General features: G+C 72.0%; 23 protein-coding genes, 1 tRNA gene and 1 pseudogene. 18 read left to right on the top strand and 7 right to left on the bottom strand.

Features of this window, described 5'->3' with window-relative positions; genetic code table 11:
* Positions 1-10: 10 nt before the first annotated feature.
* A tRNA-Leu gene (locus FJK98_RS23355) sits at positions 11-93 on the bottom strand.
* A 95-nt stretch (positions 94-188) separates the two neighbouring features.
* On the opposite strand from FJK98_RS23355, the gene FJK98_RS23350 reads away from it, so the two are divergent.
* The 12 genes from FJK98_RS23350 to FJK98_RS23295 all read left to right on the top strand — a co-directional run bounded on the left by FJK98_RS23350 (position 189) and on the right by FJK98_RS23295 (position 13566).
* Positions 189-812: an ANTAR domain-containing response regulator gene (locus FJK98_RS23350; protein WP_088643111.1), complete on the top strand. Its 624-nt coding sequence runs from the start codon at positions 189-191 to the stop codon at positions 810-812.
* 272 nt (positions 813-1084) lie between these two features.
* Positions 1085-2257, top strand: a complete 1173-nt coding sequence (locus tag FJK98_RS23345; RefSeq protein WP_145920914.1) for a hypothetical protein — start codon at positions 1085-1087, stop codon at positions 2255-2257.
* Positions 2258-2530: 273 nt separating this feature from the next.
* A complete protein-coding gene (locus FJK98_RS23340; RefSeq protein ID WP_145920913.1) occupies positions 2531-3691 on the top strand; it encodes a branched-chain amino acid ABC transporter substrate-binding protein in 1161 nt (386 codons plus the stop codon).
* Positions 3692-3793: 102 nt separating this feature from the next.
* Positions 3794-4744 (top strand): branched-chain amino acid ABC transporter permease, encoded by a 951-nt coding sequence (locus FJK98_RS23335; RefSeq protein ID WP_145920912.1) that lies wholly within the window; start codon positions 3794-3796, stop codon positions 4742-4744.
* Positions 4741-5886 carry a branched-chain amino acid ABC transporter permease gene (locus tag FJK98_RS23330; protein ID WP_145920911.1) on the top strand — a complete coding sequence of 382 codons (1146 nt, stop codon included), beginning with the start codon at positions 4741-4743 and terminating at the stop codon, positions 5884-5886. Before FJK98_RS23335 ends, FJK98_RS23330 begins: the two co-directional genes overlap by 4 nt.
* On the top strand, positions 5879-6724 hold the full coding sequence (locus FJK98_RS23325; RefSeq protein WP_145920910.1) for an ABC transporter ATP-binding protein: 846 nt from the start codon (positions 5879-5881) through the stop codon (positions 6722-6724). The genes FJK98_RS23330 and FJK98_RS23325 overlap by 8 nt, the downstream gene beginning before the upstream one ends.
* Positions 6714-7424 carry an ABC transporter ATP-binding protein gene (locus tag FJK98_RS23320; protein ID WP_145920909.1) on the top strand — a complete coding sequence of 237 codons (711 nt, stop codon included), beginning with the start codon at positions 6714-6716 and terminating at the stop codon, positions 7422-7424. The genes FJK98_RS23325 and FJK98_RS23320 overlap by 11 nt, the downstream gene beginning before the upstream one ends.
* Before the next feature lie 30 nt (positions 7425-7454).
* Positions 7455-8360: an ABC transporter substrate-binding protein gene (locus tag FJK98_RS23315; protein WP_145920908.1), complete on the top strand. Its 906-nt coding sequence runs from the start codon at positions 7455-7457 to the stop codon at positions 8358-8360.
* 6 nt (positions 8361-8366) lie between these two features.
* Positions 8367-9356, top strand: a complete 990-nt coding sequence (locus tag FJK98_RS23310) for an amino acid ABC transporter permease (RefSeq protein ID WP_145920907.1) — start codon at positions 8367-8369, stop codon at positions 9354-9356.
* Between the two features lie 77 nt (positions 9357-9433).
* Positions 9434-10186: an amino acid ABC transporter ATP-binding protein gene (locus FJK98_RS23305; protein ID WP_194822273.1), complete on the top strand. Its 753-nt coding sequence runs from the start codon at positions 9434-9436 to the stop codon at positions 10184-10186.
* A gap of 72 nt (positions 10187-10258) precedes the next feature.
* Complete coding sequence (gene polA / locus FJK98_RS23300) at positions 10259-12967, top strand: DNA polymerase I (protein ID WP_145920905.1); 2709 nt, start codon at positions 10259-10261, stop codon at positions 12965-12967.
* Between the two features lie 38 nt (positions 12968-13005).
* Complete coding sequence (locus FJK98_RS23295; RefSeq protein ID WP_145920904.1) at positions 13006-13566, top strand: isochorismatase family protein; 561 nt, start codon at positions 13006-13008, stop codon at positions 13564-13566.
* Between the two features lie 14 nt (positions 13567-13580).
* Here the strand turns inward: FJK98_RS23295 and FJK98_RS23290 are convergent, their stop codons facing one another.
* From FJK98_RS23290 to FJK98_RS23280, 3 genes are read right to left on the bottom strand one after another with little or no spacing between them, the layout of a single operon-like run.
* Positions 13581-13928: a DUF3140 domain-containing protein gene (locus FJK98_RS23290; RefSeq protein ID WP_088643123.1), complete on the bottom strand. Its 348-nt coding sequence runs from the start codon at positions 13926-13928 to the stop codon at positions 13581-13583.
* Positions 13915-14157: a DUF2945 domain-containing protein gene (locus FJK98_RS23285; RefSeq protein ID WP_240762294.1), complete on the bottom strand. Its 243-nt coding sequence runs from the start codon at positions 14155-14157 to the stop codon at positions 13915-13917. Before FJK98_RS23285 ends, FJK98_RS23290 begins: the two co-directional genes overlap by 14 nt.
* A 41-nt stretch (positions 14158-14198) precedes the next feature.
* Entirely contained in the window at positions 14199-15008 is an 810-nt protein-coding gene (locus FJK98_RS23280; RefSeq protein WP_145920903.1) for a class I SAM-dependent methyltransferase, read from the bottom strand.
* A 386-nt stretch (positions 15009-15394) separates the two neighbouring features.
* Between FJK98_RS23280 and rpsA the strand changes: the two genes are divergently transcribed.
* Both rpsA and coaE read left to right on the top strand, forming a co-directional pair.
* Positions 15395-16891, top strand: a complete 1497-nt coding sequence (rpsA, locus tag FJK98_RS23275; protein WP_088643126.1) for a 30S ribosomal protein S1 — start codon at positions 15395-15397, stop codon at positions 16889-16891.
* Positions 16892-17236: 345 nt separating this feature from the next.
* Positions 17237-18445, top strand: coding sequence for a dephospho-CoA kinase (gene coaE / locus FJK98_RS23270; protein WP_145920902.1), 1209 nt, complete (start codon positions 17237-17239; stop codon positions 18443-18445).
* A 13-nt stretch (positions 18446-18458) separates the two neighbouring features.
* Here coaE and FJK98_RS23265 read toward each other — a convergent pair whose 3' ends face one another.
* Both FJK98_RS23265 and FJK98_RS23260 read right to left on the bottom strand, forming a co-directional pair.
* Positions 18459-19595 (bottom strand): hypothetical protein, encoded by a 1137-nt coding sequence (locus FJK98_RS23265; protein WP_145920901.1) that lies wholly within the window; start codon positions 19593-19595, stop codon positions 18459-18461.
* Positions 19541-19999 carry a hypothetical protein gene (locus FJK98_RS23260; protein WP_145920900.1) on the bottom strand — a complete coding sequence of 153 codons (459 nt, stop codon included), beginning with the start codon at positions 19997-19999 and terminating at the stop codon, positions 19541-19543. Before FJK98_RS23260 ends, FJK98_RS23265 begins: the two co-directional genes overlap by 55 nt.
* 367 nt (positions 20000-20366) lie before the next feature.
* Here FJK98_RS23260 and uvrB point away from each other — a divergent pair, with 367 nt between their 5' ends.
* From uvrB to FJK98_RS23240, 4 genes and pseudogenes are all read left to right on the top strand, one after another.
* Positions 20367-22475: an excinuclease ABC subunit UvrB gene (gene uvrB, locus FJK98_RS23255; protein WP_145920899.1), complete on the top strand. Its 2109-nt coding sequence runs from the start codon at positions 20367-20369 to the stop codon at positions 22473-22475.
* On the top strand, positions 22472-23395 hold the full coding sequence (locus tag FJK98_RS23250; RefSeq protein WP_240762293.1) for an AraC family transcriptional regulator: 924 nt from the start codon (positions 22472-22474) through the stop codon (positions 23393-23395). The genes uvrB and FJK98_RS23250 overlap by 4 nt, the downstream gene beginning before the upstream one ends.
* Positions 23392-23760, top strand: a complete 369-nt coding sequence (locus FJK98_RS23245; RefSeq protein WP_145920898.1) for a VOC family protein — start codon at positions 23392-23394, stop codon at positions 23758-23760. The genes FJK98_RS23250 and FJK98_RS23245 overlap by 4 nt, the downstream gene beginning before the upstream one ends.
* Before the next feature lie 161 nt (positions 23761-23921).
* Positions 23922-24776 (top strand): annotated as a pseudogene (locus tag FJK98_RS23240) (helix-turn-helix domain-containing protein); the annotation flags it as partial.
* A gap of 120 nt (positions 24777-24896) precedes the next feature.
* Here FJK98_RS23240 and FJK98_RS23235 read toward each other — a convergent pair.
* On the bottom strand, positions 24897-25658 hold the full coding sequence (locus tag FJK98_RS23235) for an SDR family oxidoreductase (protein WP_145920896.1): 762 nt from the start codon (positions 25656-25658) through the stop codon (positions 24897-24899).
* Positions 25659-25813 lie beyond the last annotated feature (155 nt).

The following is a 25813-nucleotide window of genomic DNA, read 5'->3' as shown; positions in this document are numbered from 1 at the left end:
AGTGTTTCGGTGCCGGGAGCGGGATTCGAACCCGCAAGCCCTTTCGGGCAGAAGTGTTTGAGACTTCCGTGTATGCCGTTCCACCACCCCGGCGTCACCCCGAGGGGCGCGTGGCTCACTGTACCCGACTAGGCTCATGCGGGAGCATGGGTGGTAGCCGTGTGGGATCGATGGTGGGGGTAGGGCTGGTGGCCGAGACGCAGACGGATGCCGAGCGCAGGCGGGTGCTGATCGCCGAGGACGAGGCGCTCATCCGACTGGACCTGGCCGAGATGCTGGTCGAGGAGGGTTACGAGGTCGTCGGCGAGGCCGGTGACGGCGAGACCGCCGTCCGGCTGGCCGAGGAGCTGAAGCCCGATCTCGTCATCCTCGACATCAAGATGCCGATCATGGACGGGCTGGCCGCCGCCGAGCGGATCGCCGGTGCCCGGATCGCCCCGGTGATCATCCTGACCGCGTTCAGCCAGCGTGACCTGGTGGAGCGGGCGCGGGCCGCCGGTGCGATGGCCTACCTGGTCAAGCCGTTCCAGAAGAGCGACCTGGTGCCGGCGGTGGAGATCGCCCTCTCCCGCTACTCCGAGATCGCCGCCCTGGAGTCCGAGGTGGCCGGCCTCACCGACCGGCTGGAGATCCGCAAGACGGTCGAACGCGCCAAGGGCGCGCTGATGACGACGTACGGGATGACCGAGCCGCAGGCGTTCAAGTGGATCCAGCGCACCGCCATGGACCACCGGATGACCATGAAGGAGGTCGCCGAGCGTATCCTCGCCGAGACCGCCGGTGGCGAGATCGCCGAGCAGCCCACCTCCTGACCGGCCGTCGATCGGTCCGTCTTTCCTCCCCGATCGGCGGCGGGACCCGTCCGGTCGGCACGCGTACCCCTCCGGACCGGCGGAGGAATCCACCCCGACGGTCGGATCGTTCCGGCTCTGACCGGCGGCGACACCTCGGCTGACCGGTCCGTCCTCGACCCCGGCCGGTGGGCCCCCGCCCGGCGGGTCGGCGGTTACGGGTCGGGCAGGGCGTCCGTCGGGGCGGCCGACGTGGCCCCCCACGGCGGGGTCCCGCTGCCTAACATCGACGCATGTCTGCCCGGCGGGTGCTCGTGGTGTGCGCTCTGCTCGTCCTGCTGGTCGCCGCCTGCGACCGTTCCGGAGGTGACCGGGTCGACCCGGGAGGCGGCCGGTCGGCGTCGGTCGAGCCGGCCTGGCAGGAGGCGACCCTGCCCGTGCCGCCCGGTCCGGCCGGACGGCTGGTGCTGCGTGACGCGGTCTCCTGCGCCGGGGTCCGGTTCCTGGTCGGCGGGGTCGTCGACGCCGCCGGTGGGAGCCGCCCGGCGGCCTGGTCCAGCGCGGACGGTTCCACCTGGGTGCCGGTGCCGGTCGCGGCCAGCACGTTCTACGGCCGGCAGCACGTCCTCTACGCGGCGGCCTGCGCCGGGGGTCGGGTGGCGGCGCTGGGTGCCAAGAACGGTGGGGTGCACGGCAATCCGCGTACCGGGACCTGGGTCCGCGCCGGTGACGGCCCGTTGCGGGAGGTGCCGGCGGCGTTCGAGCTGTTCGGCGGCCCCCGCGCGGTCAGCGTGGCCCGGTTGGCGGCCGGTGCCGAGGGCTGGTTGATCGCGGGCGCCCGGGTGGACGGCGCGGCGGTCTGGACGTCGCCGGACGCGGGCGGGTTCACCCTGGCCGAGGGGCTGCCGGAGCTGGCCGGCGACGCCCGGGGGCGGACGGCGGCGTCCGACGCGGTGGCCCTGCCGGCGGGTTGGCTGGTGGTCGGGTCGCTGCTGCCGGCGGGCGGCGCGGCGCTGCGGCCGATGGCCTGGACCTCGGTCGACGGGCGTTCGTGGCGGCGGGCGGAGCTGCCGGTGAAGGACGGTCGGGGGCGGGCGGAGCGGGTGGTGCTGCGCGACGGCGTACCGGTGGCGGTGGGGGCGGTTTCCGACGGTTTCGCCGTCTGGCGGGCCGACGACGGGGCGCGGTGGCGGCGGGTCGGCGGGTTCGGGGCGGCCGGTCCGGGCGTGCTGTCGGTGGTGGGGCTGGCCGTGGTGGGTGGGGCGCTGGTGGCGGTGACCGGGGACGGTGCCGGTCGCGCGGTGTGGATGTCGACGGACGGTGGGGTGTCGTGGCGCTCCGTCCGGGTGCCGCTGACGGTGGTCGATGGCGGCGACACCGCCCTGGCGGTGGCCGGCGGCGATGATCGACTGCTCCTGCTGGCCGACGACGGCAGAGCCTCCCACGCCTGGTGGGGGCGGGTTTGAGTGGCTATAGGCGGGGGCGGTGGCCGGCGGTGTCCCACGCCTTCGAACAGAAAGTGAAACTCTCTCAGAACCGACGGTTCTTACAGCGATCGTTTCGAATCCGCCACGGCGTGTAACGGTTCGATCAACCCCGCTTGCTGGGGCTTACGTCGCAGCTTCCCGGTGGGATAACGTCCCGGCCCAGACCGGCGACGACGGTCTGGTTCGTCCGCCCCCGCAAGGGCCAATAGGCAGCGGGTGGTTCGGACCATGCGACGGAGGAGGGTTCCGGCCTTGAGGCAGAAGCTCGCACGCGTGATCGGTGGAGTCGCCATGCTGGCGCTCGTCGCCGGCGGCACCGCTTGCTCCAGCGGCAGCGACGACGAGGCGTCCGGTGGGGACGGCTGCGGTAGCAAGATCGCGTTCTTCGGCGCGCTGACCGGCAGCTCGGCGGCGCTGGGCATCAACGAGAAGAACGGCGTCAAGCTCGCCGTCGAGAAGTACAACAAGGAAAACGCCGACTGCAAGGTCGAGCTGGCCGAGCTGGACTCGCAGGGCAGCCCGGACCAGGCGCCCGGTCTGGCCCAGAAGGCCATCGACGACGCCAAGCTCCTGGGCATCGTCGGCCCGGCCTACTCGGGTGAGTCCGAGGCCGCCGGCCCGCTGTTCAACGAGGCCGGCCTGGTCACCATCACCCCCTCCGCCACCCGTCCCAGCCTCGCCCAGCAGGGCTGGAAGACCTTCTTCCGGGCGGTCGGCAACGACCTGAGCCAGGGCCCCGCGGCCGGCACCTACATCAAGAACGTGCTCAAGGCCGACAAGGTCTACGTCATCGACGACCAGTCCGCCTACGGCGCGGGCCTGGCCGACGAGGTCAAGAAGGTCCTCGGCAGCGCGGTCGTCGGCTCGGACAAGGTCCAGGGCGAGGGCAAGCAGACCGAGTTCTCCGGCGTGGTGACCAAGGCCAAGGCCGCCGGTGTCAAGGCCGTCTTCTTCGGCGGCTACTACCAGGAGGCCGGCCTGATCCGCAAGCAGCTCACCGCTGCCGGGGTCACCGCTCCGATGATCGTCGGCGACGGCTCCAACGACCCGGCGTACATCACCACCGCCGGTGCCGCCGCCGCCGAGGGCACCATCCTCACCTGCCCGTGCGCGCCGGCCGCCGAGGCCCGCGGCACGTTCGTCGAGGAGTTCAAGGCGCTCAACGGGGCCGACCCGGGCACCTACAGCGACACCGCCTACGACGCCGCGAACATCCTGCTCGCCGGCATCAAGGCCAAGAAGACCACCCGTGCCGACCTGCTGGAGTTCGTGAAGAACTACGACGGCGAGGGTGTCGCCTCCAAGTACAAGTTCGTCGAGGGTGGCGAGCTGGACCCGGCTCAGGTCGTGGTCTGGGCGTTCAAGGTGCAGGGCGGCAAGGTCGTTCCCGACCAGGAGATCCCGAAGTCCTGACCACGGTCGCCGAGAGCGATTGACGACAGATCGCGGGTGCGGCCGGGAGCTCGCTCCCGGCCGCACCTTCTCTTTCTCCACACCTGACGGAGCGGCCCTCCCGTGAACTTCGACGGACTGTTCTCCAACTTCGGGGAACTCACCACGACCGGCCTGACACAGGGTGCGATCTACGCCCTGGTCGCGCTCGGCTACACGCTGGTCTACGGCGTACTCAGACTCATCAACTTCGCCCACTCCGAGGTCTTCATCGCCGGCGCGTTCGCCGCCATCTGGACCTGGAACGGCTTCGGCCTCGACCAGGACTCCCAGGTCAGCGGGGTCGGCTCCATCCTGTTCTACCTGCTCGTCGCGATGATCGTCGCGGCCATCGCGTCGGCCGGCACGGCGACCGTGATCGAGCGGGTGGCGTACCGGCCGCTGCGCAAGCGCAACGCGCCGCCGCTGGCCTTCCTGATCACCGCGATCGGCGCGTCGATCGCGATCTCGGAGGCGTTCGGCATCTGGACCCGTCGGCGGCCCGAGGGCGCACCGATCCTGATCAGCCAGAAGCCGCTGTTCCACATCTTCGGGGTGCCGATCGACGGGGTGCAGTTGCTCACCCTCGGCGCCGCGCTGGTGATGATGGTCGCGCTGGACCAGTTCATCAACCGCAGCCGGGTCGGCCGGGGCATCCGGGCGGTCGCCCAGGACGCCAACACCGCCGCGCTGATGGGCGTGAACAAGGACCGGATCATCCTGATGGTCTTCATCGCCGGTGGCACCATGGCCGGCGTCGCCGGCCTGCTCTACGACGTGCGGATCCAGAGCCTGACCTACAGCGTCGGCTTCCTGCTCGGCCTCAAGGCGTTCACCGCCGCGGTGCTCGGCGGCATCGGCAACCTGCGGGGTGCCCTGGTCGGCGGCCTCCTCCTGGGCGTGGTGGAGAACTACGCCTCGGGGCTGTTCGGCAGCGAGTGGAAGGACTTCGCCGCCTTCGCCGTGCTGGTGGTGCTGCTGATGTTCCGGCCGACCGGTCTGCTGGGCGAATCGCTGGGAAGGGCACGGGCATGACGACGACGGTTAATCCGCCGACCCCGGAGCAGCAGCAGGGGATCGGGACACGGCTGCGGCAGGGCCGCGAGGCCATCGCGCAGCGGTGGCACGACGCCCCGCGCTGGGTGCGCTGGGCGGCGCTGGTGGCGCTGATCGCGTTCTTCTACGCGCTGCCCAACAAGGAGTTCTACCAGTACCTGGGGCCGATCCCGACCACCGGCTCCAACTTCACCCAGGTGCTGTTCACCGTCTCGATCTACGTGTTGCTGGCGGTCGGGTTGAACATCGTGGTCGGCTTCGCCGGCCTGCTCGACCTCGGCTACTTCGGCTTCTTCGCCGTCGGCGCGTACACCGTGGCGGTGTTGACCTCGCCGAGCAGCAACCTCAAGACGCTCTGGCCGTGGCTGCTGGTGGTGCCGATCGCGATCGCCCTCACCATGGTCTCCGGCGTCATGCTCGGCACCCCGACCCTGCGGCTGCGCGGCGACTACCTGGCGCTGGTGACGCTCGGCTTCGCCGAGATGATCCGGATCGCGGCGGTCAGCTCCGACTTCCTCAAGGGCCAGCGGGGCTTCAACCAGATCCCGCACCCGCCCGGCAAGTACGCCGACGGCAAGCCGTTCTTCGGGGTGCTCGACGCCCGCCCGTACTACTGGCTGGTGCTCACGCTGATCATCCTGGTGGTGATCGGGGTACGGAACCTGACCCACAGCCGGGTCGGCCGGGCCTGGATCTCGATCCGGGAGGACGAGGACGCCGCCCAGCTGATGGGTGTGCCGACGTTCAAGTTCAAGCTCTGGGCGTTCGCCTCGGGCGCGGCGATCGCCGGCCTGGCCGGTGCGCTCTTCGCCGGCAAGCAGAACTTCGTCAACTCGCAGAACTTCGAGCTGCTCAACTCGATCATCATCCTGGCCGCGGTCATCCTCGGCGGCTCGGGCAACATCGTCGGCGCGATCGTCGGCGGCGGCCTGGTGGCGTACATGATCGAGCGGTTCCGTGGCATCGAGCTGTTCGGCGTGGAGCTGTACGAGTACCGGTTCCTCTTCTTCGGCCTGGTGCTCGTGGTGATGATGATCTTCCGGCCGCAGGGCCTCATCCCGAACCGACGACGGGCGGCGGAGTTCAAGGACCGCCGCAAGGAGGTGATCGTCGGTGAGTGACACCGAACAGACCCCGGCCGTACCGGCCCAGGCGGGCGCGCCCGCCGTCGAGACGATCCCCGGGCGGGAACCGCTGCTGGAGGTCGACCACGTCACGCTGCGCTTCGGCGGCGTGGTGGCGCTCAACGACGTCGACTTCACCCTCTACAAGGGGGAGATCCTCGGCCTGATCGGGCCGAACGGCGCCGGCAAGACCACCTGCTTCAACGCGATGACCGGCATCTACCAGCCCAGCGAGGGGCAGATCCGGTTCCGCGGCGAGAAGATCAGCGGCAAGAAGCGGCACCAGATCACCAAGATGGGCATGGCGCGGACGTTCCAGAACATCCGCCTCTTCCCGGAGATGACCGCGCTGGAGAACGTGCAGGTCGGTGCCGACGCGCACCACAAGACCAGCGTGGTCTCGGCGCTGTTCCGGCTGCCCCGGCACTGGCGCGAGGAGCGCGAGGGCCGGGAGAAGGCCGAACGGCTGCTGGAGTTCGTCGGCATCCGGCCCCGGATGCACGAGTTCGCCCGCAACCTCTCCTACGGTGAGCAGCGCCGGCTGGAGATCGCCCGGGCCCTGGCCACCGACCCGGTGCTGCTCTGCCTGGACGAGCCGGCCGCCGGCTTCAACCCGGCGGAGAAGGAGGAGCTGCTCCAGCTCATCCGGCAGATCCGCGACACCGGCGTGACCGTGCTGCTGATCGAGCACGACATGCGCCTGGTCATGGGCGTCACCGACCGGATCGTGGTGCTGGAGTTCGGGAAGAAGATCGCCGAGGGACTGCCCGCCGAGGTGCGGGACAACCCCAAGGTGGTCGCGGCGTACCTGGGGGTACCGGACGATGCTGCTTGAGATTGACGACGTCAGCCTGCTGTACGGGCGCATCCAGGCGCTGCACGGGATCAGCCTGACCGTGGGCGAGGGCGAGATCGTCGCCCTGATCGGCGCGAACGGCGCCGGCAAGTCCACCACCATGAGGGCGATCTCCGGCATCCGGCCGATCGCCTCCGGGGCGATCCGCTTCGAGGGCGAGGACATCTCCAAGCTCCGGGCGGACCTGCGGGTCCGGCGGGGGCTGTGCCAGGCCCCGGAGGGTCGCGGCATCTTCCCCGGCATGACCGTGCTGGAGAACCTCGACATGGGCGCCTACACCCGGCGCGACCGGGCCGGTATCGCCCAGGACCTCAACCGGGTGCTGGAGCTGTTCCCCCGGCTGGCCGAGCGGCGCAAGCAGGCCGGCGGCACCCTCTCCGGTGGCGAGCAGCAGATGCTGGCCGTCGGCCGGGCGCTGATGAGCCGGCCCAAGCTGCTGCTGCTCGACGAGCCGTCGATGGGTCTGGCCCCGATGCTGATCCAGCAGATCTTCACCATCATCACCGAGATCAACGAGCAGGGCACCACGATCCTGCTGGTGGAGCAGAACGCGCAGCAGGCGCTCGCCCGGGCGCACCGGGCGTACGTGCTGGAGACCGGTCGCATCGTCAAGAGCGGCACCGGCGCGGAGCTGCTGCACGACCCGTCGGTCAAAGAGGCCTACCTCGGCGTGGCCTGACCGTCGCCCCCCTCGCAAAGGAGTACTGCCATGTTCCACCTCACCCCTGGTCGGCGGGCGGCGTTCGGCGTCGCCGGCGCGACCGCCCTGCTGCTCTCCCTCGCCGCCTGTGGCGAGGAGGAGAGCACCGAGCAGCCCGGCGGCGGCCCCTCGGTCAGCGCGTCGGCCGACACCTCGCTGGCCGACAAGGTCCCGGCGGCCATCAAGGCCGACGGCAAGATCGTCGTGGGCACCGACTCGACGTACGCCCCGGCGGAGTTCCTCGACAGCGACGGCAAGACGGTGATCGGCTTCGACGTCGAGCTGTTCACCGCCGTGGCGGCCAAGCTCGGCCTCAAGGCGGAGTTCGTCTCCGCCCCGTTCGGCGACATCATCTCCGGCGTGAGCACCGGCAAGTACGAGGTCGGTGTCTCGTCGTTCACCATCAACGACGAGCGCAAGCAGCAGGCCAACATGGTCAGCTACTTCCAGGTCGGCACCCAGTGGGTGACCAAGAAGGGCAACCCGGCCGGCGTCAAGATCGACGACGCCTGCGGCAAGAAGATCGCCGTGCAGAAGGACACCGTCCAGGTCGAGGACATCCAGAAGCGGTCCAAGACCTGCACCGACGCCGGCAAGCCGGCGATCACCGTCGAGCAGTTCCCCGGCCAGGACGCCGCGACCGCCGCGGTCGTCTCCGGCAAGGACGACGCGATGCTCGCCGACTACCCGGTCGGGGTGTACGCGGTGACCCAGTCCAACGACGCCCTGGAACTGCTCGACAAGCAGTACGAGGCGGCCCCGTACGGCTACGTGGTCGGCAAGGACCAGGCGGCGTTCGCCGAGGCGGTGCGGGACGCGACGAAGGCGCTGATCGCCGACGGGTCGTACAAGGCCGTGCTGGACAAGTGGAAGGTGGCGGACGGCGCGATCACGGACCCCGCGATCAACCCGTAACAGGTCATGGACTCCCACGACACTTCCACCGTACGGGCGCGGCCGGAGCCTCTCCGCGCCGTGCCCGTACGGCACCCGGGGCGCTGGGTCGCGGTCGCCGTGCTGGCCGTGCTGGTCGCCATGTTCGTCCACCTGCTGGTCACCAACGACGCCTTCAACTGGTCGTTCATGGTGGACAAGATGTTCCGTCCGCCGATCATCGAGGGGCTGCTGCGCGGCACGGTGCTGATGACGGTGAGCGCGATGCTCATCGGCGTCACGCTGGGCGTGGTGGTGGCGGTGATGCGGCTGTCGGACAATCCGATCCTGCGCGGGGTCGCCTGGCTCTACACCTGGTTCTTCCGGGCGGTGCCCCGGCTGGTGCTGCTGGCGGTCTTCGGCAACATCGGCATCCTGTGGAGCCGGATCGAGTTCGGGGTGCCGTTCGACACCCAGCTCGGCCAGCTCTTCGGCATCGACAACCTCAACCTGCGGCTGTTCGGTTTCTCCTCCCGGGACATCCTCACCGGGTTCATGGCCGGCCTGCTCGGGTTGGCGCTGTCCGAGGCGGCCTACATGGCCGAGATCGTCCGGGCCGGCATCCAGTCGGTCGACGAGGGGCAGACCGAGGCGGCCCAGGCGTTGGGCATGAGCCGGGGTCAGCTGCTGCGCCGGGTGGTGCTGCCGCAGGCGATGCGGGTGATCATCCCGCCGACCGGCAACGAGACCATCGCGATGCTCAAGGACACCTCGCTGCTGCTCTACGTGCCGGTGAGCGTCGAGCTGTTCTTCCAGCTCGACGCGGTCGGCAAGCGGACCTTCCAGATCTTCCCGATGTACGTCGCCGCCTGCCTGTGGTACCTCTTCCTGACCAGCATCCTGCTGGTCGGGCAGTACTTCCTGGAGCGGCACTTCGGCAAGGGCTACGGTCCGGCGGGCCGGGCCCGGCTGCGGTTGCGCGGGATGGCGGCGGAGACCGGTGGCGGCGGCAATTCGGGGACGGTGGGTCCGGCATGAGTGAGCTGATTCCCGGCCAGCCGGGCGCGCCGGCCGCCGAGTCACGGGCCGGTGCCCCGGCCGACGGTGCCGGGCTGATGGTGCGGGCCGAGCAGGTGCACAAGTCGTTCGGGTCGCTGGAGGTGCTCAAGGGCATCGACCTGGAGGTCCGTGCCGGCGAGGTGTGCTGCCTGCTGGGGCCGTCCGGCTCCGGCAAGTCGACCTTCCTGCGCTGCATCAACCACCTGGAGAAGATCAACGCCGGGTCGATCCGGGTGGACGGCGAGCTGATCGGCTACCGGGAACGCGGTGGCCGGCTGCACGAGATGCGGGAGAAGGAGGTGGCCGCGCAGCGCCGTTCGATAGGCATGGTGTTCCAGCGGTTCAACCTCTTCCCGCACATGACGGTGCTGGGCAACGTGACCGAGGCCCCGGTGCTGCTGGGCCGGGAGAAGAAGGCGGCGGCCCGGGAACGGGCCGCGCAGCTGCTGGAGCGGGTGGGGCTGGGCGACAAGCTCGGCGCGTACCCGGGTCAGCTCTCCGGCGGGCAGCAGCAGCGGGTGGCGATCGCCCGCGCGCTGGCGATGCGACCGAAGCTGATGCTCTTCGACGAGCCGACCAGCGCGCTCGACCCGGAACTGGTCGGCGAGGTCCTCGACGTGATGAAGGACCTGGCCCGGGACGGGATGACCATGATCGTGGTGACCCACGAGATCGGTTTCGCCCGGGAGGTCGGCGACACGCTGGTCTTCATGGACGGCGGCGTGGTCGTCGAGTCCGGCGACCCGCGCGAGGTGATCGCCAACCCGCGGCACGAGCGGACCAGGACGTTCCTCGCCAAGGTGCTCTGAGTTCCGGCCCACCCCCGGCGTCGGCCGTGCCGCCGCCGGGGGTTGTCGGGGGTACGGACTAGAGTCGCTGCCGTGACAGCTACGACGCCGCGCCTGCTCCTCGTCGACGGACATTCCCTGGCATACCGGGCGTTCTTCGCCCTGCCGGTGGAGAACTTCTCCACCACGACCGGGCAGCCGACCAACGCGGTCTACGGCTTCACCTCGATGCTGATCAACGTGCTCCGCGACGAGCAGCCCACCCACATCGTGGTCGCCTTCGACGTCTCCCGCCGCTCCTTCCGCACCGAGAAGTACGCGGAGTACAAGGCCGGCCGCAGCGAGACCCCGGCCGACTTCAAGGGCCAGGTCAGCCTGGTCAAGGAGGTTCTCGACGCGCTGCGCGTCCCGGTCGTCGAGCGGGAGGGCTACGAGGCCGACGACGTCATCGCCACCCTCGCCTGCCAGGCCCGCGACCAGGGCATGCAGGTGCTGATCAGCACCGGCGACCGGGACGCCTTCCAGCTCGTCGGCGACGACGTCACCGTGCTCTACCCGCGCAAGGGCGTCTCCGACCTGGCCCGGATGGACCCGGCCGCGATCGAGGCCAAGTACGGCGTCGGCCCGCAGCGCTACCGCGACCTGGCCGCCCTGGTCGGCGAGACCAGCGACAACCTGCCCGGCATCCCCGGCGTCGGCCCGAAGACGGCCGCCAAGTGGATCAACACCTACGGCGGGGTCGAGGGCGTGATCGCCCACGCCGACGAGATCAAGGGCAAGGCCGGCGACAGCCTGCGCGAGCGGCTCGCCGACGTGATCCGCAACTACGAGATCAACTGCCTGGTCTCCGACCTGGAGCTGCCGATCCGCCCCGAGGACGCCCGCTGGCAGGGCTGGGACCGCGAGGCCGTGCACCAGGTCTTCGACACCCTCCAGTTCCGCATCCTGCGCGACCGGCTGTATCAATACCTGGAGGCGGTGGAGCCGGAGGCCGAGGCCGGCTTCGACCTGGCCGGCGAGCGGCTCACCGCGCCCGGCGCGCTGGTCGACTGGCTGGCCGCGCACGTCCCCACCGGCACCCAGGTCGGCGTGGCGGTGAAGACCCCGGCCAAGCCGACGAACCCCCGCGAGCGCTACGAGCCGCAGCTCGATGCGCTGGCCCTCGCGCTGGCCTCCGGCCCGGCGGCGTGGCTCGACCCGACCACTCTGGCCGAGGCAGACGAGCGGGCCCTGGCCGCCTGGTTGGCCGACCCGGCGCAGCCGAAGGTGCTGCACGACAGCAAGCACGCCCGGTTGGCGTTCGCCGGCCGGGGCTGGTCCCTGGCCGGCGTCGCCCGGGACACCGAGCTGGCCGCCTACCTGGCCCGCCCCGACCAGCGCTCCTACGACCTGACCGACCTGGCGCTGCGTTACCTGCACCGCGAGCTGCGGGTCGACGCGCCGGAAACCGGCCAGCTCGCCTTCGACGGCCTCGGCGACGACGGCGAGGCCGAGCAGAACCTGATGCTCCAGGCCCGCGCCACCCTCGACCTGGCCGACGCGATCGACGCCGAGCTGTCCCGCGACGGCGAGCAGTCCGCCCGGCTGATGGCCGAGGTGGAGCTGCCCCTGTCCGAGGTGCTCGCCGGGATGCAGCGCGTCGGCATCGGCGCCGACCTGGACTACCTCCAGGAGTTGGAGGCGCACTTCGCGGGCGAGGTGAAGGCCGCCGCCCAGGGCGCGTACGCCTCGGTGGGGCGGGAGTTCAACCTGGGCTCGCCCAAGCAGCTCCAGGAGCTGCTCTTCGGGGAGTTGGGGCTGCCCAAGACCAAGAAGATCAAGACCGGGTACACCACCGACGCCGACGCGCTCCAGTGGCTCTACGCCCAGAACCCGCATCCGGTGCTGGAGCACCTGCTGCGCCACCGGGACGTGGCGAAGCTCAAGACCACCGTCGACGGCCTGCTCAAGTCGGTCGCCGACGACGGGCGCATCCACACCACGTTCAAGCAGACCGTGGCGGCCACCGGTCGGCTCTCCTCCACCGACCCCAACCTGCAGAACATCCCGATCCGCACCGAGGAGGGCCGGCGCATCCGCCGGGCCTTCGTGGTGGGCGACGGCTACCAGACCCTGCTCACCGCCGACTACAGCCAGATCGAGATGCGGATCATGGCGCACCTGTCGCTGGACGAGGCGCTGATCGAGGCGTTCAACTCCGGCCACGACTTCCACGCCGCCACCGCGTCGTCGGTCTTCACCGTCCCGGTCGGCGAGGTCACCCCCGACCAGCGCCGCAAGATCAAGGCGATGAACTACGGCCTGGCGTACGGGTTGAGCGCCTTCGGCCTGTCCCAACAGCTCGGCATCACCGCCGAGGAGGCCCGGGGGCTGATGGAGAACTACTTCGCCGGCTTCGGCGGGGTGCGCGACTACCTGCACGAGGTGGTGGCCCGCGCCCGCCAGGACGGCTACACCTCCACCGTCCTGGGTCGCCGCCGCTACCTGCCCGACCTGGTCAGCGACAACCGGCAGCGCCGGGACATGGCCGAGCGGATGGCGCTCAACGCCCCCATCCAGGGCTCGGCGGCCGACATCATCAAGGTCGCCATGCTGCGCGTCGACACCGCGCTGCGCGACGCCGGGCTGCGGTCCCGGATGCTGCTCCAGGTGCACGACGAACTGGTCTTCGAGGTCGCCCCCGACGAGCGGGAGGCGTTGGAGACGCTGGTCCGGCAGGAGATGGGGGCGGCGTACCCGCTGTCGGTGCCGCTGGAGGTCTCCGTCGGCGCGGGGCGGGACTGGAACAGCGCCGACCACTAGCCTCCGCATACCGCCGCACCAGCCAGACCAGGGGAGACATGAGCACACTCACCGACCGGCCGCACACCGCCCTGCTCGTCGTCGACGTGCAGAACGGGGTCGTCGCCGGGGCGTACCGGCGTGACGACGTGGTCGCCAACGTGGCCGCCCTGGTGGGGCGGGCCCGCCAGGAGGGGGTGCCGGTCGTCTGGGTGCAGCACTCCGACGCCCGGCTCGTCCGGGGCGGGGACGACTGGCGGATCGTCCCCGAGCTGGTCCCGGCCGACGCCGAGCCGCTCGTCGAGAAGCTCTACGGCGACTCGTTCGAGGACACCGGGCTGGAGTCGGTGCTGGCCGGGCTGCGCGTCGGGCGGCTCGTGGTGGTCGGTGCGCAGACCGACGCGTGCGTCCGGTCGACCCTGCACGGCGCGTTCGTGCGGGGCTACGACACCACGCTGGTCGGCGACGCCCACACCACGCAGGACCGCACGCAGTGGGGCGCGCCGCCGCCCGGGCAGGTCGTCGCGCACACCAACCTCTACTGGACGCACCAGAAGGCCCCGGGGCGCACGGCGGGCACGGTCGGGACGAAGGACGTCGACTTCGCCGCGACGGCCTGACCCCACCCGGCGGGTCAGCGCAGCGGGTCGTGGCCCCAGTTCATCAGTGACCAGCGCCACTTGGTGTCCCGGACGTCGCCGGCCGGTCGCTGCGCCAGGTGCCGGTGCACGTAGCCGATCACCTTGCGCATGTGCTGGTAGTCGGCGGCGGACAACTCGGCCCGCTTACGGCGCAGCAGGTCGACGATGCGTCGGCCCGACGAGTGCCCCACCGACTCACCGCCGCCGGCCCGGCCACCCTTGTGCCAGCCGACCTGTTTGGACTCGGGCGTCTGCAACCAGGACGACAGCTCCCCGGGTTTCATGTTCACCGCCTCGGTGAACTCCCGGTAGGTCTGCTGCGGGTCGTCAGCTCGGCTCATGGCGCAACGCCTCCGGCCGGTGGGCGACGTCGCGTCCCGAGTCGTCGTTGCGGATGCGGTACTGCGGGTCGTCCGGCGCGGCGTTCACGGCGCGGCCCCGGACGTGCGTGCGTTCGGTCAGCTCCTCCTGCACCACCCCGTGGGCGCGACCGCTGTGGCTGGCCCAGGAGACGTGGTCACCCTGTCGAAACCGCTGCTCGGCCATGGCCGCCGGGTACCCGGCGGCCATGGCCCGAAACAACGCGCCCGGTCGGTCCGGTGCCGGGCCGGTCAGGTGGTGGCCGGCTTCTCGGTGACGAAGATGGCGGTGCCGGGGAAGAGCCGCCCCCGCAGCGGGCTCCACTGCCCCCAGGTCTCCCGGTGGCCGGCCGGCCACTCCGGCTCCACCAGGTCGACCAGGCGGAAGCCGGCGCCGACCAGTTCGCGGATCCGGTCGCCGAGGGTGCGGTGCTGTTCCACGTAGCTGGCCATCCCCCGCTCGTCCTGCTCGACGTAGGGCGAGCGGTCGAAGTACGAGTGCACGGCGGTCAGCCCGCCCTCGCCGGGGTCGTCCAGGAAGACCCAGCGCATCGGGTGGGTCACCGAGAAGACCCAGCGCCCGCCGGGGCGCAGCACCCGGTGCACCTCGGCCATCAGGGCGGCCGAGTCGGCGACGAACGGGATCGCCCCGAACGCCGTGCAGGCGATGTCGAACGACGCCCCGGCGAACGGCAGGGCCAGCGCGTCGGCCTGTACCAGCGGTACGCGTACCCCGCTGGTGCCGGCGGCGCGGGTGGCGTGCCGCAGCATGCCGGCGGAGAGGTCGAAGGCGACCGGCTCGGCCCCCTGGGTGGCCAGCCAGCGGGCGCAGGACGCCGCGCCGCAGCCGACCTCCAGCACCCGTCGCCCGGCCAGCTCACCGAGCAGCCGCGCCTCGGACTCGCGCAGCCCCTCCGGGCACCAGCGGAAGTCCACCTCGCCCAGGAAGGCACCGTGCTCGGCCTGGTAGTCGTCGGCATCGGCGTCCCACCAGCCGCGGTTGGCCCGCCGTGCCTCGGTGTCGCCCACCCGGCGCCGGATCACCCGCTCGTCGTCGTCCACCCGTTCACGCTAGGCCCTGCCGTGGCGTCGTCCGCCGGACCCCGGCGTGCGCGGCGCGGCGGACGGTCGTACGCTGTCGGTCCTGTGGGGTGGATGTGACGGATGAGACAGCGGAGGTGTTTTCCCACCGAAATCTCCGCTTTCGCAGCAGACGAGGTCGTGAGGACCCGGGAGGGCTTGCACGCTGTGGTAATGCAGCGGGTAGGCTAGACGATGCGCTCGTGGATCGTGTACCTCGGCAGGGAGCAGGTGCGCGGTCACCGGAGCACCGATGATCCTCTCTTGGCGATCGTCAGGTGGGGTCGGTGGCGGATCCGCTGGCGCGAACGGGTCACTGCGACACCACGCCTGCTGTGACAACCCATCCGACCGGAGCAACCGCCCACATGACGAGCAGCATCGAGGCCCCCTCGAGCGCCACCCGGGTCACCCACGACGATCTCGGTTCCGAGGAGGCTTTCCTCGCCGCGATCGACGAGACCATCAAGTACTTCAACGACGGCGACATTGTCGAAGGCACCGTCGTCAAGGTCGATCGGGACGAGGTCCTGCTCGACATCGGCTACAAGACCGAGGGTGTCATCCCCTCGCGGGAGTTGTCGATCAAGCACGACGTGGACCCCGCCGAGGTCGTCTCGGTCGGTGACCACATCGAGGCCCTGGTCCTCCAGAAGGAGGACAAGGAGGGGCGGCTGATCCTCTCCAAGAAGCGGGCGCAGTACGAGCGGGCCTGGGGCACGATCGAGAAGATCAAGGACGAGGACGGTGTCGTCCGCGGCTCGGTCATCGAGGTCGTCAAGGGTGGTCTCATCCTCGACATCGGCCTGCGCGGCTTCCTGCCCGCGTCGCTGGTCGAGATGCGGCGGGTGCGTGACCTGCAGCCGTACGTCGGCCGCGAGCTCGAAGCCAAGATCATCGAGCTGGACAAGAACCGCAACAACGTGGTTTTGTCCCGCCGGGCCTGGCTGGAGCAGACGCAGTCCGAGGTGCGCACCGAGTTCCTCAACAAGCTCCAGAAGGGGCAGGTCCGCAAGGGCGTCGTCTCCTCGATCGTCAACTTCGGCGCGTTCGTCGACCTGGGCGGCGTGGACGGCCTGGTGCACGTCTCCGAGCTGTCCTGGAAGCACATCGACCACCCGTCCGAGGTCGTCGAGGTGGGCCAGGAGGTCGAGGTCGAGGTTCTGGACGTCGACCTGGACCGCGAGCGGGTCTCGCTGTCGCTGAAGGCGACCCAGGAGGACCCGTGGCGGCAGTTCGCCCGTACCCACGCGATCCAGCAGATCGTGCCGGGTAAGGTCACCAAGCTGGTGCCGTTCGGCGCGTTCGTCCGGGTCGACGACGGCATCGAGGGCCTGGTCCACATCTCCGAGCTGGCCGAGCGCCACGTGGAGATCCCGGAGCAGGTCGTCCAGGTCGGCTCCGAGGTCATGGTCAAGGTCATCGACATCGACCTGGAGCGTCGCCGGATCTCGCTGTCGCTCAAGCAGGCCAACGAGGGCTTCGTCGAGGGCGAGGAGCACTTCGACCCGACCCTCTACGGCATGGCCGCGACGTACGACAACGAGGGCAACTACATCTACCCGGAGGGCTTCGACCCGGAGACGGGCGAGTGGCTCGAGGGGTACGACAAGCAGCGCGAGACCTGGGAGAACCAGTACGCCGAGGCGCGTCAGCGCTGGGAGGCCCACACCAAGCAGGTGCAGACCTCCCGGGCCGCCGACGCCGAGGCCGCTGCCAACCCGGCCCCGCCGGTCGCCACCGGTGGCACCACCACCTCGACCAGCTCGTCGGCCCCGAGCCGGCAGGCCGAGGAGCCGGCCGGCACCCTGGCCACCGACGAGGCGCTCGCCGCGCTGCGGGAGAAGCTCGCCGGCGGCAAGTGAGCCGGTGACCACTGCGACCCGGTACGACGTCTGACGTCGCACCCGGGTCCGGGTAGCCGCTGACACAGGAGCCCCGCCCCCGATCCGCCACGCGGACCGGGGGCGGGGCTCTGTGCCGTCTCCGGCTGCCTCCGCTCCCGCCCTGCCCCCGTTCACCCCACCCCGCGACGGAGATGATCGACTCAGGATCGGCGATGTTGCGGTCTCGTCGGCGTCGGATACCGCTACCTCGCGGACGTCGCGAGGCGACTCCAGGTGTGGCGGACCCGGGTGCGGCGGTCCGGTTCGGCGTGGTGGTGCCGGGGCGGTGTGGTGTGGTGCAGGCCGATCCGGTTGACTGGGTCGGTGCTGAGGGTGGGGTTGACCGGTGGCATCGGGTCCGGCAAGAGCGCCGTGGCGACCCGGCTGGCCGAGCGGGGCGCGGTGATCGTCGACTCCGACCGGATCGCCCGGGAGGTGGTGGCACCGGGCACCGAGGGGCTGGCCGCGGTCGTCGCCGCCTTCTCCGAGCGGGTGCTGACCGCCGACGGGGCACTGGACCGGGCGGCGCTGGGCGCGCTGGTCTTCGCCGACGCGACCGCCCGTCGCCGGTTGGAGGAGATCACCCATCCCCGGGTACGGGCCCGGTCCGCCGAGCTGTTCGCCGCGGCGCCCGCCGACGCGGTGGTGGTCAACGACGTACCACTGCTGGTGGAGGTGGGGCTCGCGCCCACGTACCACCTGGTGGTGGTGGTGCAGACGGCCGTGGCCATCCGGGTGGAGCGGTTGGCGCGGAGCCGGGGGATGAGCCGCGCGGAGGCCGGGCGGCGGATCGCCGCGCAGGCCGACGACGCCCGTCGCCGCGCGGCGGCCGACGTGATGCTCCACAACGACGGCGGCCTCGACGAGCTGCACGCCGCCGTGGACGCCCTCTGGTCGGCACGCCTGGTGCCCTACGAGCGCAACGTGCGGGAACAGCGGGTGGTCCCGGGCTCCCCGGCGGTGCCGACCACGCCGGACCCGACCTGGCCGCAGCAGTACGCCCGGCTCGCCGCCCGGATCCGGCACGCGCTGGCCCCCGACGACCTGCGGATCGACCACGTCGGCTCGACCGCCGTCCCCGGGCTGGCCGGGCGGGACGTCATCGACGTGCAGGTGACCGTGCCGTCGTTGGCCGAGGCGGACGGTCCGGTGGCGCGCCGGCTCGCCGACGCCGGCTTCCCGAGGGTGCCCGGCGTGCGGGGGACCCGTCCCCGCTGGGCGGGTCGTGACGCCGGGGCGGATGAAGGCGGTGACGAGGGCTGGGAGCAGCGGCTGCACGGCAGCGCCGATCCGGGCCGGCCGGTCGCCGTCCACCTGCGGGTGGCGGGCTCGCCCGGCTGGCGGCACGCCCTGCTGATGCGTGACCACCTGCGCGCCGACCCCGATCAGCGGGCGGCGTACCTGCTGGTGAAGCGGGAGCTGGCGGCTTCGGCGCCAAACGACGCCGGACCCGGCACCGCCGACGACCCGTGGTTCGCCGAGGAGTACCTGCGGGCGCAGGCGTGGGCGGCGCAGACCGGCTGGCGGCCCTGACCGTCCTGCCGGGTCAACCGCGCTTCGTGGGCGGGGACGGCTTCTGGTGGGCGGGGACGATCCCCGCCGGCAGTGGGCCGGGGGTCAGCTCCAGTTGCGCCCACAGCCCGCCGGTGGTGCGCAGCTCCAACCGGTGCAGGAAGCCCGAACGGTCCAGCCAGTACCGCAGCCGCTGGCCCTGGCGGCGTACCTCGAACACGTCCACCGGGCGGTCGGCCCGCCGGTCGCTGCGGACGTGGACCGTCGTGGTGGCGTCCCGGGTCGGCGCTGCGGCCCGCACCGCCGCGTCGACCAGCGTGTCCAACTCGTCGGCCGGCTGGCCCGCGAGCCGCCACCCGGCCCCGGTCGGCAGCGGCAGCGGCGGCACCGCCGACGGGCCGGAGGCCGCGGTGTCCGGTCCGACCGGGACGTCCGCACGGGCGAAGCCGGCCCGGTCCCGACGCCGTAGCGTCCGGCGGCCGAGGGTGTCCAGTTCGGCGACGGAGAGGTAGGCGACGCCTGCCGTCCAGCTCAGCCAGCCACCGCCCCGCAGGTTGGCGGCGCTGCCGAGGGGTGCGGTCACGGTGACGGCGGCGCTCCCGGTCCCGGCGCGCAGCCGGGCGGCGAGCCGGCCCAGCCGGGCGGTCTCCTCGTCGGTGGGGGCGCGGGGCAGCCCGGGCCGGCCGCCGAGCGCGTCGACGGGCCACGGGGTGGGCCGGTCGACCCGGTCCAGGTCCACCGTGATCGGGGTGCCGTCGGCGAGCCGACCCGCCCAGCGTCGCAGCCGCGCGTCGCGGTCGACCCACCAGCGGGGGTCGGCGTCGTCGGCCGGACGGCCGCCCGGCGCGGTGGTAGCGGGTGTGGTGGCGTCCGGTGTGGTGGCGGCGGGTCCGGTGGGCGGCCACAGCGCCGCCTGGAGGACGTCGACCGGGTCGCCGCCGAGGGTCTCCCGGCCGAGCCACCGGCCGCCACCGGCACGTAGCGGAGCGGCGGGTGCGGCCCGGTCGGCGGCGAGCGCGAAGAGCACGGTGAGCGCCCCGGCCAGGCCCCGCCCGGGTGGCGGGTTCCGCAGCCGCCAGCGGTCACCGGGCGGCACCAGCGGTGGCCGGGCCGGGGTCACGATCGCGGCGGGGTCGGGGCGCTGCACCACCGCCGACGGGGTGGCCTGCACCAGACCCCGGTCCTGCCCGGCCCCGGGCCGCCGACGTCGAGGTAGGCCAGCGGGCGGGACCAGTCGACCCAGCCGACCAGGTCGGTGCGGCCGGCCCCGGTGCCGACGGCGACCCGTACCCCGGCCCGCACGTCCCGGTAGGTGCCGACCCGGACGGCGGCGAGCCGCTCGGCCTCGTCGTCGGTGAGCGCACGCGCCGCCGCGGTCGGGGCGGGTGTGCCGCCGAGCAGGCCGGCCACGAGGGCGGCTGCGGCGGTGACGGCGACCACGAACAGGGCGACCAGGCTGGTCCGCCGCCGTCCCGACGTGCCCTCCTCGGTGGCGTCGCGGTGGTGGCGGCCGGCGCGGCGGCGGCCCGGACCGGCTCCCGGTGGGCGTGGTGGCTGGTCGGGCGAGGTGTTCATGTGTGGTTGAACGGGCCGGCCGGGGCGGAGTGACGCCGCCCGGGGCAGGCGGGCGGCCCGGGGGTATCGGTGGGTGGCCCGTGGCGGTGGGAGAGACGTGCAGGGGCGCTCGCGGCGGCCGGTCTGCGCCAGGGGCGCGACCACGAGGGGTGCGCACGCCGGTGATGTCCGGGTGCTGCGACCCCAGGTGCCGGGCGGTGGGAGCCTGTCGAGGGCCCGGCCACCGCCGCGGTCGGCCGCCGCGAGCGGCCTACGGTGTCCAGGCTAGCCCTCTGCGATGTGGGCCACAATGGCAATATCGAAGGTGATCACCGGGCTGTCCGGCGATCGCGGCGCGGTGTCGGACCCCCGGCGTACCGTGGGGACCATGGCGCTCGACATTCCCCGGCTCGACGGTCGCTTCCAGGTCGTCAGCGAGTTCCAGCCGGCCGGCGACCAACCGGCCGCCATCGATGATCTTGAGCGTCGGGTGCGGCGCGGCGATCGTAACACCGTGCTGCTCGGCGCCACCGGCACCGGCAAGAGCGCCACCACGGCGTGGCTGGTCGAGCGGCTGCAACGGCCGACCCTGGTGCTCGCCCCCAACAAGACGCTCGCCGCCCAGCTCGCCAAGGAGTTCAGCGAGCTGCTCCCGCACAACTCGGTGGAGTATTTCGTCTCCTACTACGACTACTACCAGCCCGAGGCGTACATTCCGCAGACCGACACCTACATCGAGAAGGACTCCTCGATCAACGAGGAGGTCGAGCGGCTGCGGCACAAGGCGACCATGTCGCTGCTCACCCGGCGGGACACGATCGTGGTGGCGACCGTCTCGGCCATCTACGGCCTGGGCACCCCGGAGGAGTACCTCGACCGGGCCGTCCGGGTCGTCGTCGGGCAGGAACTCGACCGCGACCAGTTGCTGCGCCGCCTGGTCGACATCCAGTACACCCGCAACGACATGGCCTTCCAGCGGGGCACGTTCCGGGTCCGGGGCGACACCCTGGAGATCATCCCGGCGTACGAGGAGCTGGCCGTCCGGATCGAGCTGTTCGGTGACGAGGTGGAGAAGCTCTACTACCTCAACCCGCTCACCGGGGACGTGGTCAAGGAGGTCGACAACCTGTTGATCTTCCCGGCCACCCACTACGCGGCCGGTCCCGAGCGGATGGAACGGGCCACCCGGGACATCGAGGCCGAGCTGGCGGAGCGGCTGGCCGAGCTGGAACGGCAGGGCAAGCTGCTGGAGGCGCAACGGCTGCGGATGCGCACCACCTACGACCTGGAGATGATGCGTCAGGTCGGCTTCTGCTCCGGCATCGAGAACTACTCGATGCACATCGACGGCCGGTTGCCCGGCAGCCCGCCGCACTGCCTGCTCGACTACTTCCCCGACGACTTCCTCACCGTGGTCGACGAGTCGCACGTCACCATCCCGCAGATCGGCGGCATGTTCGAGGGCGACGCCTCGCGCAAGCGGATGCTCATCGACCACGGCTTCCGGCTGCCCAGCGCCGCCGACAACCGGCCGCTGCGCTTCGACGAGTTCCTGGAGCGGGTCGGCCAGATGGTCTTCCTCTCCGCCACCCCCGGCCCGTGGGAGCTGGAGCAGGCCCAGGGCGAGTTCGTCGAGCAGGTCATCCGCCCCACCGGCCTGATCGACCCGGAGGTCGTGATCAAGCCGACCAAGGGGCAGATCGACGACCTGATGCACGAGATCAAGCTGCGCACCGAGCGCGACGAGCGGGTGCTGGTCACCACGCTGACCAAGAAGATGGCCGAGGATCTGTCCGACTACCTGCTGGAGAACGGCATCCGGGTGCGTTACCTGCACTCCGAGGTCGACACCCTGCGCCGGGTGGAGCTGCTGCGCGAGCTGCGCAAGGGCGACTACGACGTGCTGGTCGGCATCAACCTGCTGCGGGAGGGCCTCGACCTGCCCGAGGTCTCCCTGGTGGCGATCCTCGACGCCGACAAGGAGGGCTTCCTGCGCAGCGGCCGGTCGCTGATCCAGACCATCGGCCGGGCCGCCCGTAACGTCTCCGGCCAGGTCCACATGTACGCCGACAAGATCACCCCCTCGATGGCGTCGGCGATCGACGAGACCAACCGTCGCCGGGCCAAGCAGATCGCGCACAACGAGGCGCACGGGATCAGCCCCGAGCCGCTGCGTAAGAAGATCCACGACATTCTCGACGACATCTACCGGGAGGCGGAGGACACCGAGAACGCCCGGGTCGGCGGGGCCGCCCGGCAGCTGTCCCGGGGTAAGGCCCCGGTCAAGGAGACCCGCAGTCGCGGTCGGGCCACCGCCGGCGCGCCCTCCCGGGAGGGGATGGCCCGCGCCGACCTGGCACAGCTCATCCAGGAGCTCAACGACCAGATGCTCGCCGCCGCCCGGGAGTTGCAGTTCGAGCTGGCCGCGCGGATCCGCGACGAGGTCGCCGACCTCAAGAAGGAGCTGCGGGGGATGGACGCCGCCGGGGTGAAGTGACGGGCGGGCCGGTGCTGGACGAGGTCCGGGTCGGCGTACCGGCGGCACGGCTGCGTCCCGTCGTGGGCGGGTACCTGGGCTACCGGGAGGGCACCCCGGTGGACGTGGCGTCGGGGCGGGCCGCGCCGCCACTGGTCCGGCACGAGGCGGCCGGCGCGTTCGTGGTCCTCATCCTCGGCTGGGGCGCCCCGCTCGACGTGCTGAACCCGCGCTCGGCGGCGCACAGCGCGTACCGGGTGGACTCGTTCGTGGCCGGGCCGTACGACGGCTACTGCATGACCTCGACGGCCGGTGCCGGTGCCGGGGTGGAGTTGCTGCTCACCCCGCCGGCCGCCCGTCGGGTCCTCGGGGTGCCGTTGGGGGAGTTGGCCAACCGGGCGGTAGCGGTCGACGGGCTGCCCGACCCGTGGCTCGACCGGTTGCGGGCCCGGCTGGCCGGGGCACCGGACTGGCCCCACCGGTTCGCCCTGCTCGACGCGGCGCTCGACGCCCGGCTGGCGGACGCCGATCCGGTCGATCCGCACCTCGGCCGGGCCTGGGACCTGCTCACCGGCTCGGCCGGCCGGATCGGCATCGGCGCGTTGGCCGACGAGCTGGGGTGGAGCCGCCGGCATCTGGCCGCGCGGTTCCGCCGGGAGCTGGGGCTGGGTCCGAAGACGACGGCCCGGCTGTTGCGTTTCCAGCGGGCGTACGCGGCGCTGGGCCGGCAGGGCGCGGTCCCCGCCGGGCCCGCCCCGCCGGACCGCCCCGGGCCGGTGGATGGCTGGGCCGAGCTGGCGGTGCGCTGGGGGTACTACGACCAGTCGCACCTGATCCGGGAGTTCCGGGAGTTCACCGGGACGACCCCGGCGACGCTGGGCCCGCCGGGTTCCCATTCGTCCAATCCGGGCCGAGCGCCGGCCGGCACACTCGACGCATGACGAACATCTACCCGACCTTCCGGTACCCCGACGCCCGGGCGGCGATCGACTGGCTCTGCACCGCGTTCGGGTTCCGGGTCCTCGCGGTGCACGACGGCCCGGACGGGACGGTGGCGCACGCCGAACTGGCGCTCGGCGACGGCATCGTCATGCTCGGCACCGGCCGGGGGCGACCGGACCGGCCGGCCGAGGACGACTACGCGGTCTACGTGGCGGTCGACGACCTGGACGCCCACCACGACCGGGCGCGGGCCGCCGGGGCGGAGATCATCCGGGGCCCGTTCGACACCGACTACGGTTCCCGGGACTACGCGGCCCGGGACCCCGCCGGCAACGTCTGGTCGTTCGGCACCTACCGGCCCTGACCGGGGTGCCCCGAACGGCAGCCGCAGAGACGGGGGGCTGCCGTTCGGGGCCGTCCGACGGCGGCGTCATCCGAGGACGACTCAGATAGGCGTTGCGGTGTGCAAGCAAACTGTTGCCCTGGGTGATGATCCTGCGTACCCTCCCTCGTGGGGAGGCCGGGATGCCATTGTCATCGAGTCCTGTCATTCGACGCGCGAGGCTCGGCGCCGAGCTGCGCCAGTTGCGCAGGCGGGAGGCGCTGACCCTGGAACAGGTCTGCGCCCGGCTGGGCTGGGCCTCCACCTCCAAGCTGTCCCGCATCGAGCTGGGGCAGAGCCGGCCGGACCTGGCCGACGTGCTCGACCTGCTCGACATCTACGAGGTCCCGTCGCCGCAGCGCGAGGCGCTGATCGTCATCGCCCGCGACGCGGCGACCGGTCGCGGCTGGTGGAAGGCGCTCGGCGAGATGAGCGAGCGGCAGCGCACCTACGCCGAGTTGGAGGCGGGGGCGGCGACCATCGTGGAGTACCAGCCGACGGTGCTGCCCGGCCTGCTCCAGGCGCCCGGTTACGCCCGGCTGCGGATCACGGCCGGCCGGCTGCTGCACCCGGACGTCGACGTCGAGGCCGACCTGCGGGCCCGGCTCACCCGGCAGGGGGTGTTGCGCCGTCCCGACCCGCCGCGCTACACGGCCCTGCTCGACGAGCGGGTCTGCGATCCCGCCGGGCTGCCCGCCGACGTCTGGCACGAGCAGTTGGAGCACCTGCTGGCCCTGGCCGAGCTGCCGCACGTCACGGTCCGGGTGGTGCCGGGGACGGCGGCCCCGCGCGGCGGGGCGTACCCGTTGACCGCCTTCTCGTGTTATTCGTTCCCCGACCCGGCCGACCCGCGCACGGTGATGCTGGAGGCGTTGACCACCGACGTGCGGCTGGCCTCCGACGCCGACGTCGGGCGCTACGACCGGATGACCGGCTGGTTGTCCGCCGCCGCGCTCGGTGCGGCGGAGACGGCGGAGCTGCTCCGCCGCCGGGTCGCCGTCCTCGCCGCCGGGACGGCCGATCCGGCCACGGACGACGCGGCCGGGTGGGACGGACGGGAGAGCGCCGGGACGGCGTCCCGGACCCCGGAGGGCGTCGGTCGGGTGGCCGCTCCGGGCTCACCGGTAGCGGTTGAAGCCGCCCTCGGAGTCGATGACCTGGCCGGTGATCCAGTCCGCCTCCCGTGAGCAGAGGAACCGCACCAGCCGGGCGGCCTCCTGCGGGGTGCCCCAGCGGCCGGACGGGAAGAGCGCCGCCACGGCGGCGTGCGCCTCGGGTGGGGCGTAGCCGGTGTCGGTCGGCCCGGGGTTGAGACAGTTGACGGTGATCCCCCGGGGCATCAGCACCGGGGCGAGCTGCGCGGCGAGATTCTCCACCCCCGCCTTGCTGGCCGCGTAGGCCAACTCGTCGGGCATCGGGCCGAGGCGCTGCCCGCTGGAGAAGAGCACCAACCGGCCGCCCGACCCGGCGGTGAAGGCGGTGGCGAACGCGTCGGCCAGGAGCAGGGTGGCCCGGACGTTCACCAGCAGGTGCCGGTCGATCTCGGCGGCGTCCAATCCGCCCAGGCTGGTGCGGGTGGAGTAGGCGTGCGTCGCCACCACCCCGTCGAGCCGGCCGTGCCGGTGTACCGCCTCGGCGACCAGCGCGGCCGGGGCGGCCGGGTCGAGCAGGTCGGCGGCGGTGTGGGCGGCGGCCCCGCCCAGCTCGGCCAGCAGTGCCGGTACGCCCTGCGGGTCGCCGCCGTAGGGCTGCGCCTCGTCGTAGCCGGGTAGCCCGGTCAGCAGCAGCCGGTGCCCGTCGGCGGCGAGGGTGCGGGCGACCGCCGCGCCGATGCCGATCCGTCGGCTCACCCCGGTCACCAGGAACACCCGTGCGGTCATCCGGGCAGTCAACCGGACGGCCATTGCGGACGCCACGGATTAACCCCGTACGTCGGCGCGCCGACGGGGGCCGTCGTACGGGGTCGGGCCTGCCGCTCGCCATCCGGGGTGTGGGCCGGCGGCTGCCGGCCAGGGTGGTTCGCCGCGCGACCAAC

This window comes from Micromonospora sp. HM134, assembly GCF_007833915.1.
Classification (GTDB): Bacteria; Actinomycetota; Actinomycetes; order Mycobacteriales; family Micromonosporaceae; genus Micromonospora; species Micromonospora wenchangensis.
The sequence above is the reverse complement of the archived record's forward strand: the minus strand, read 5'-3'. Positions and strand labels throughout refer to the sequence as shown.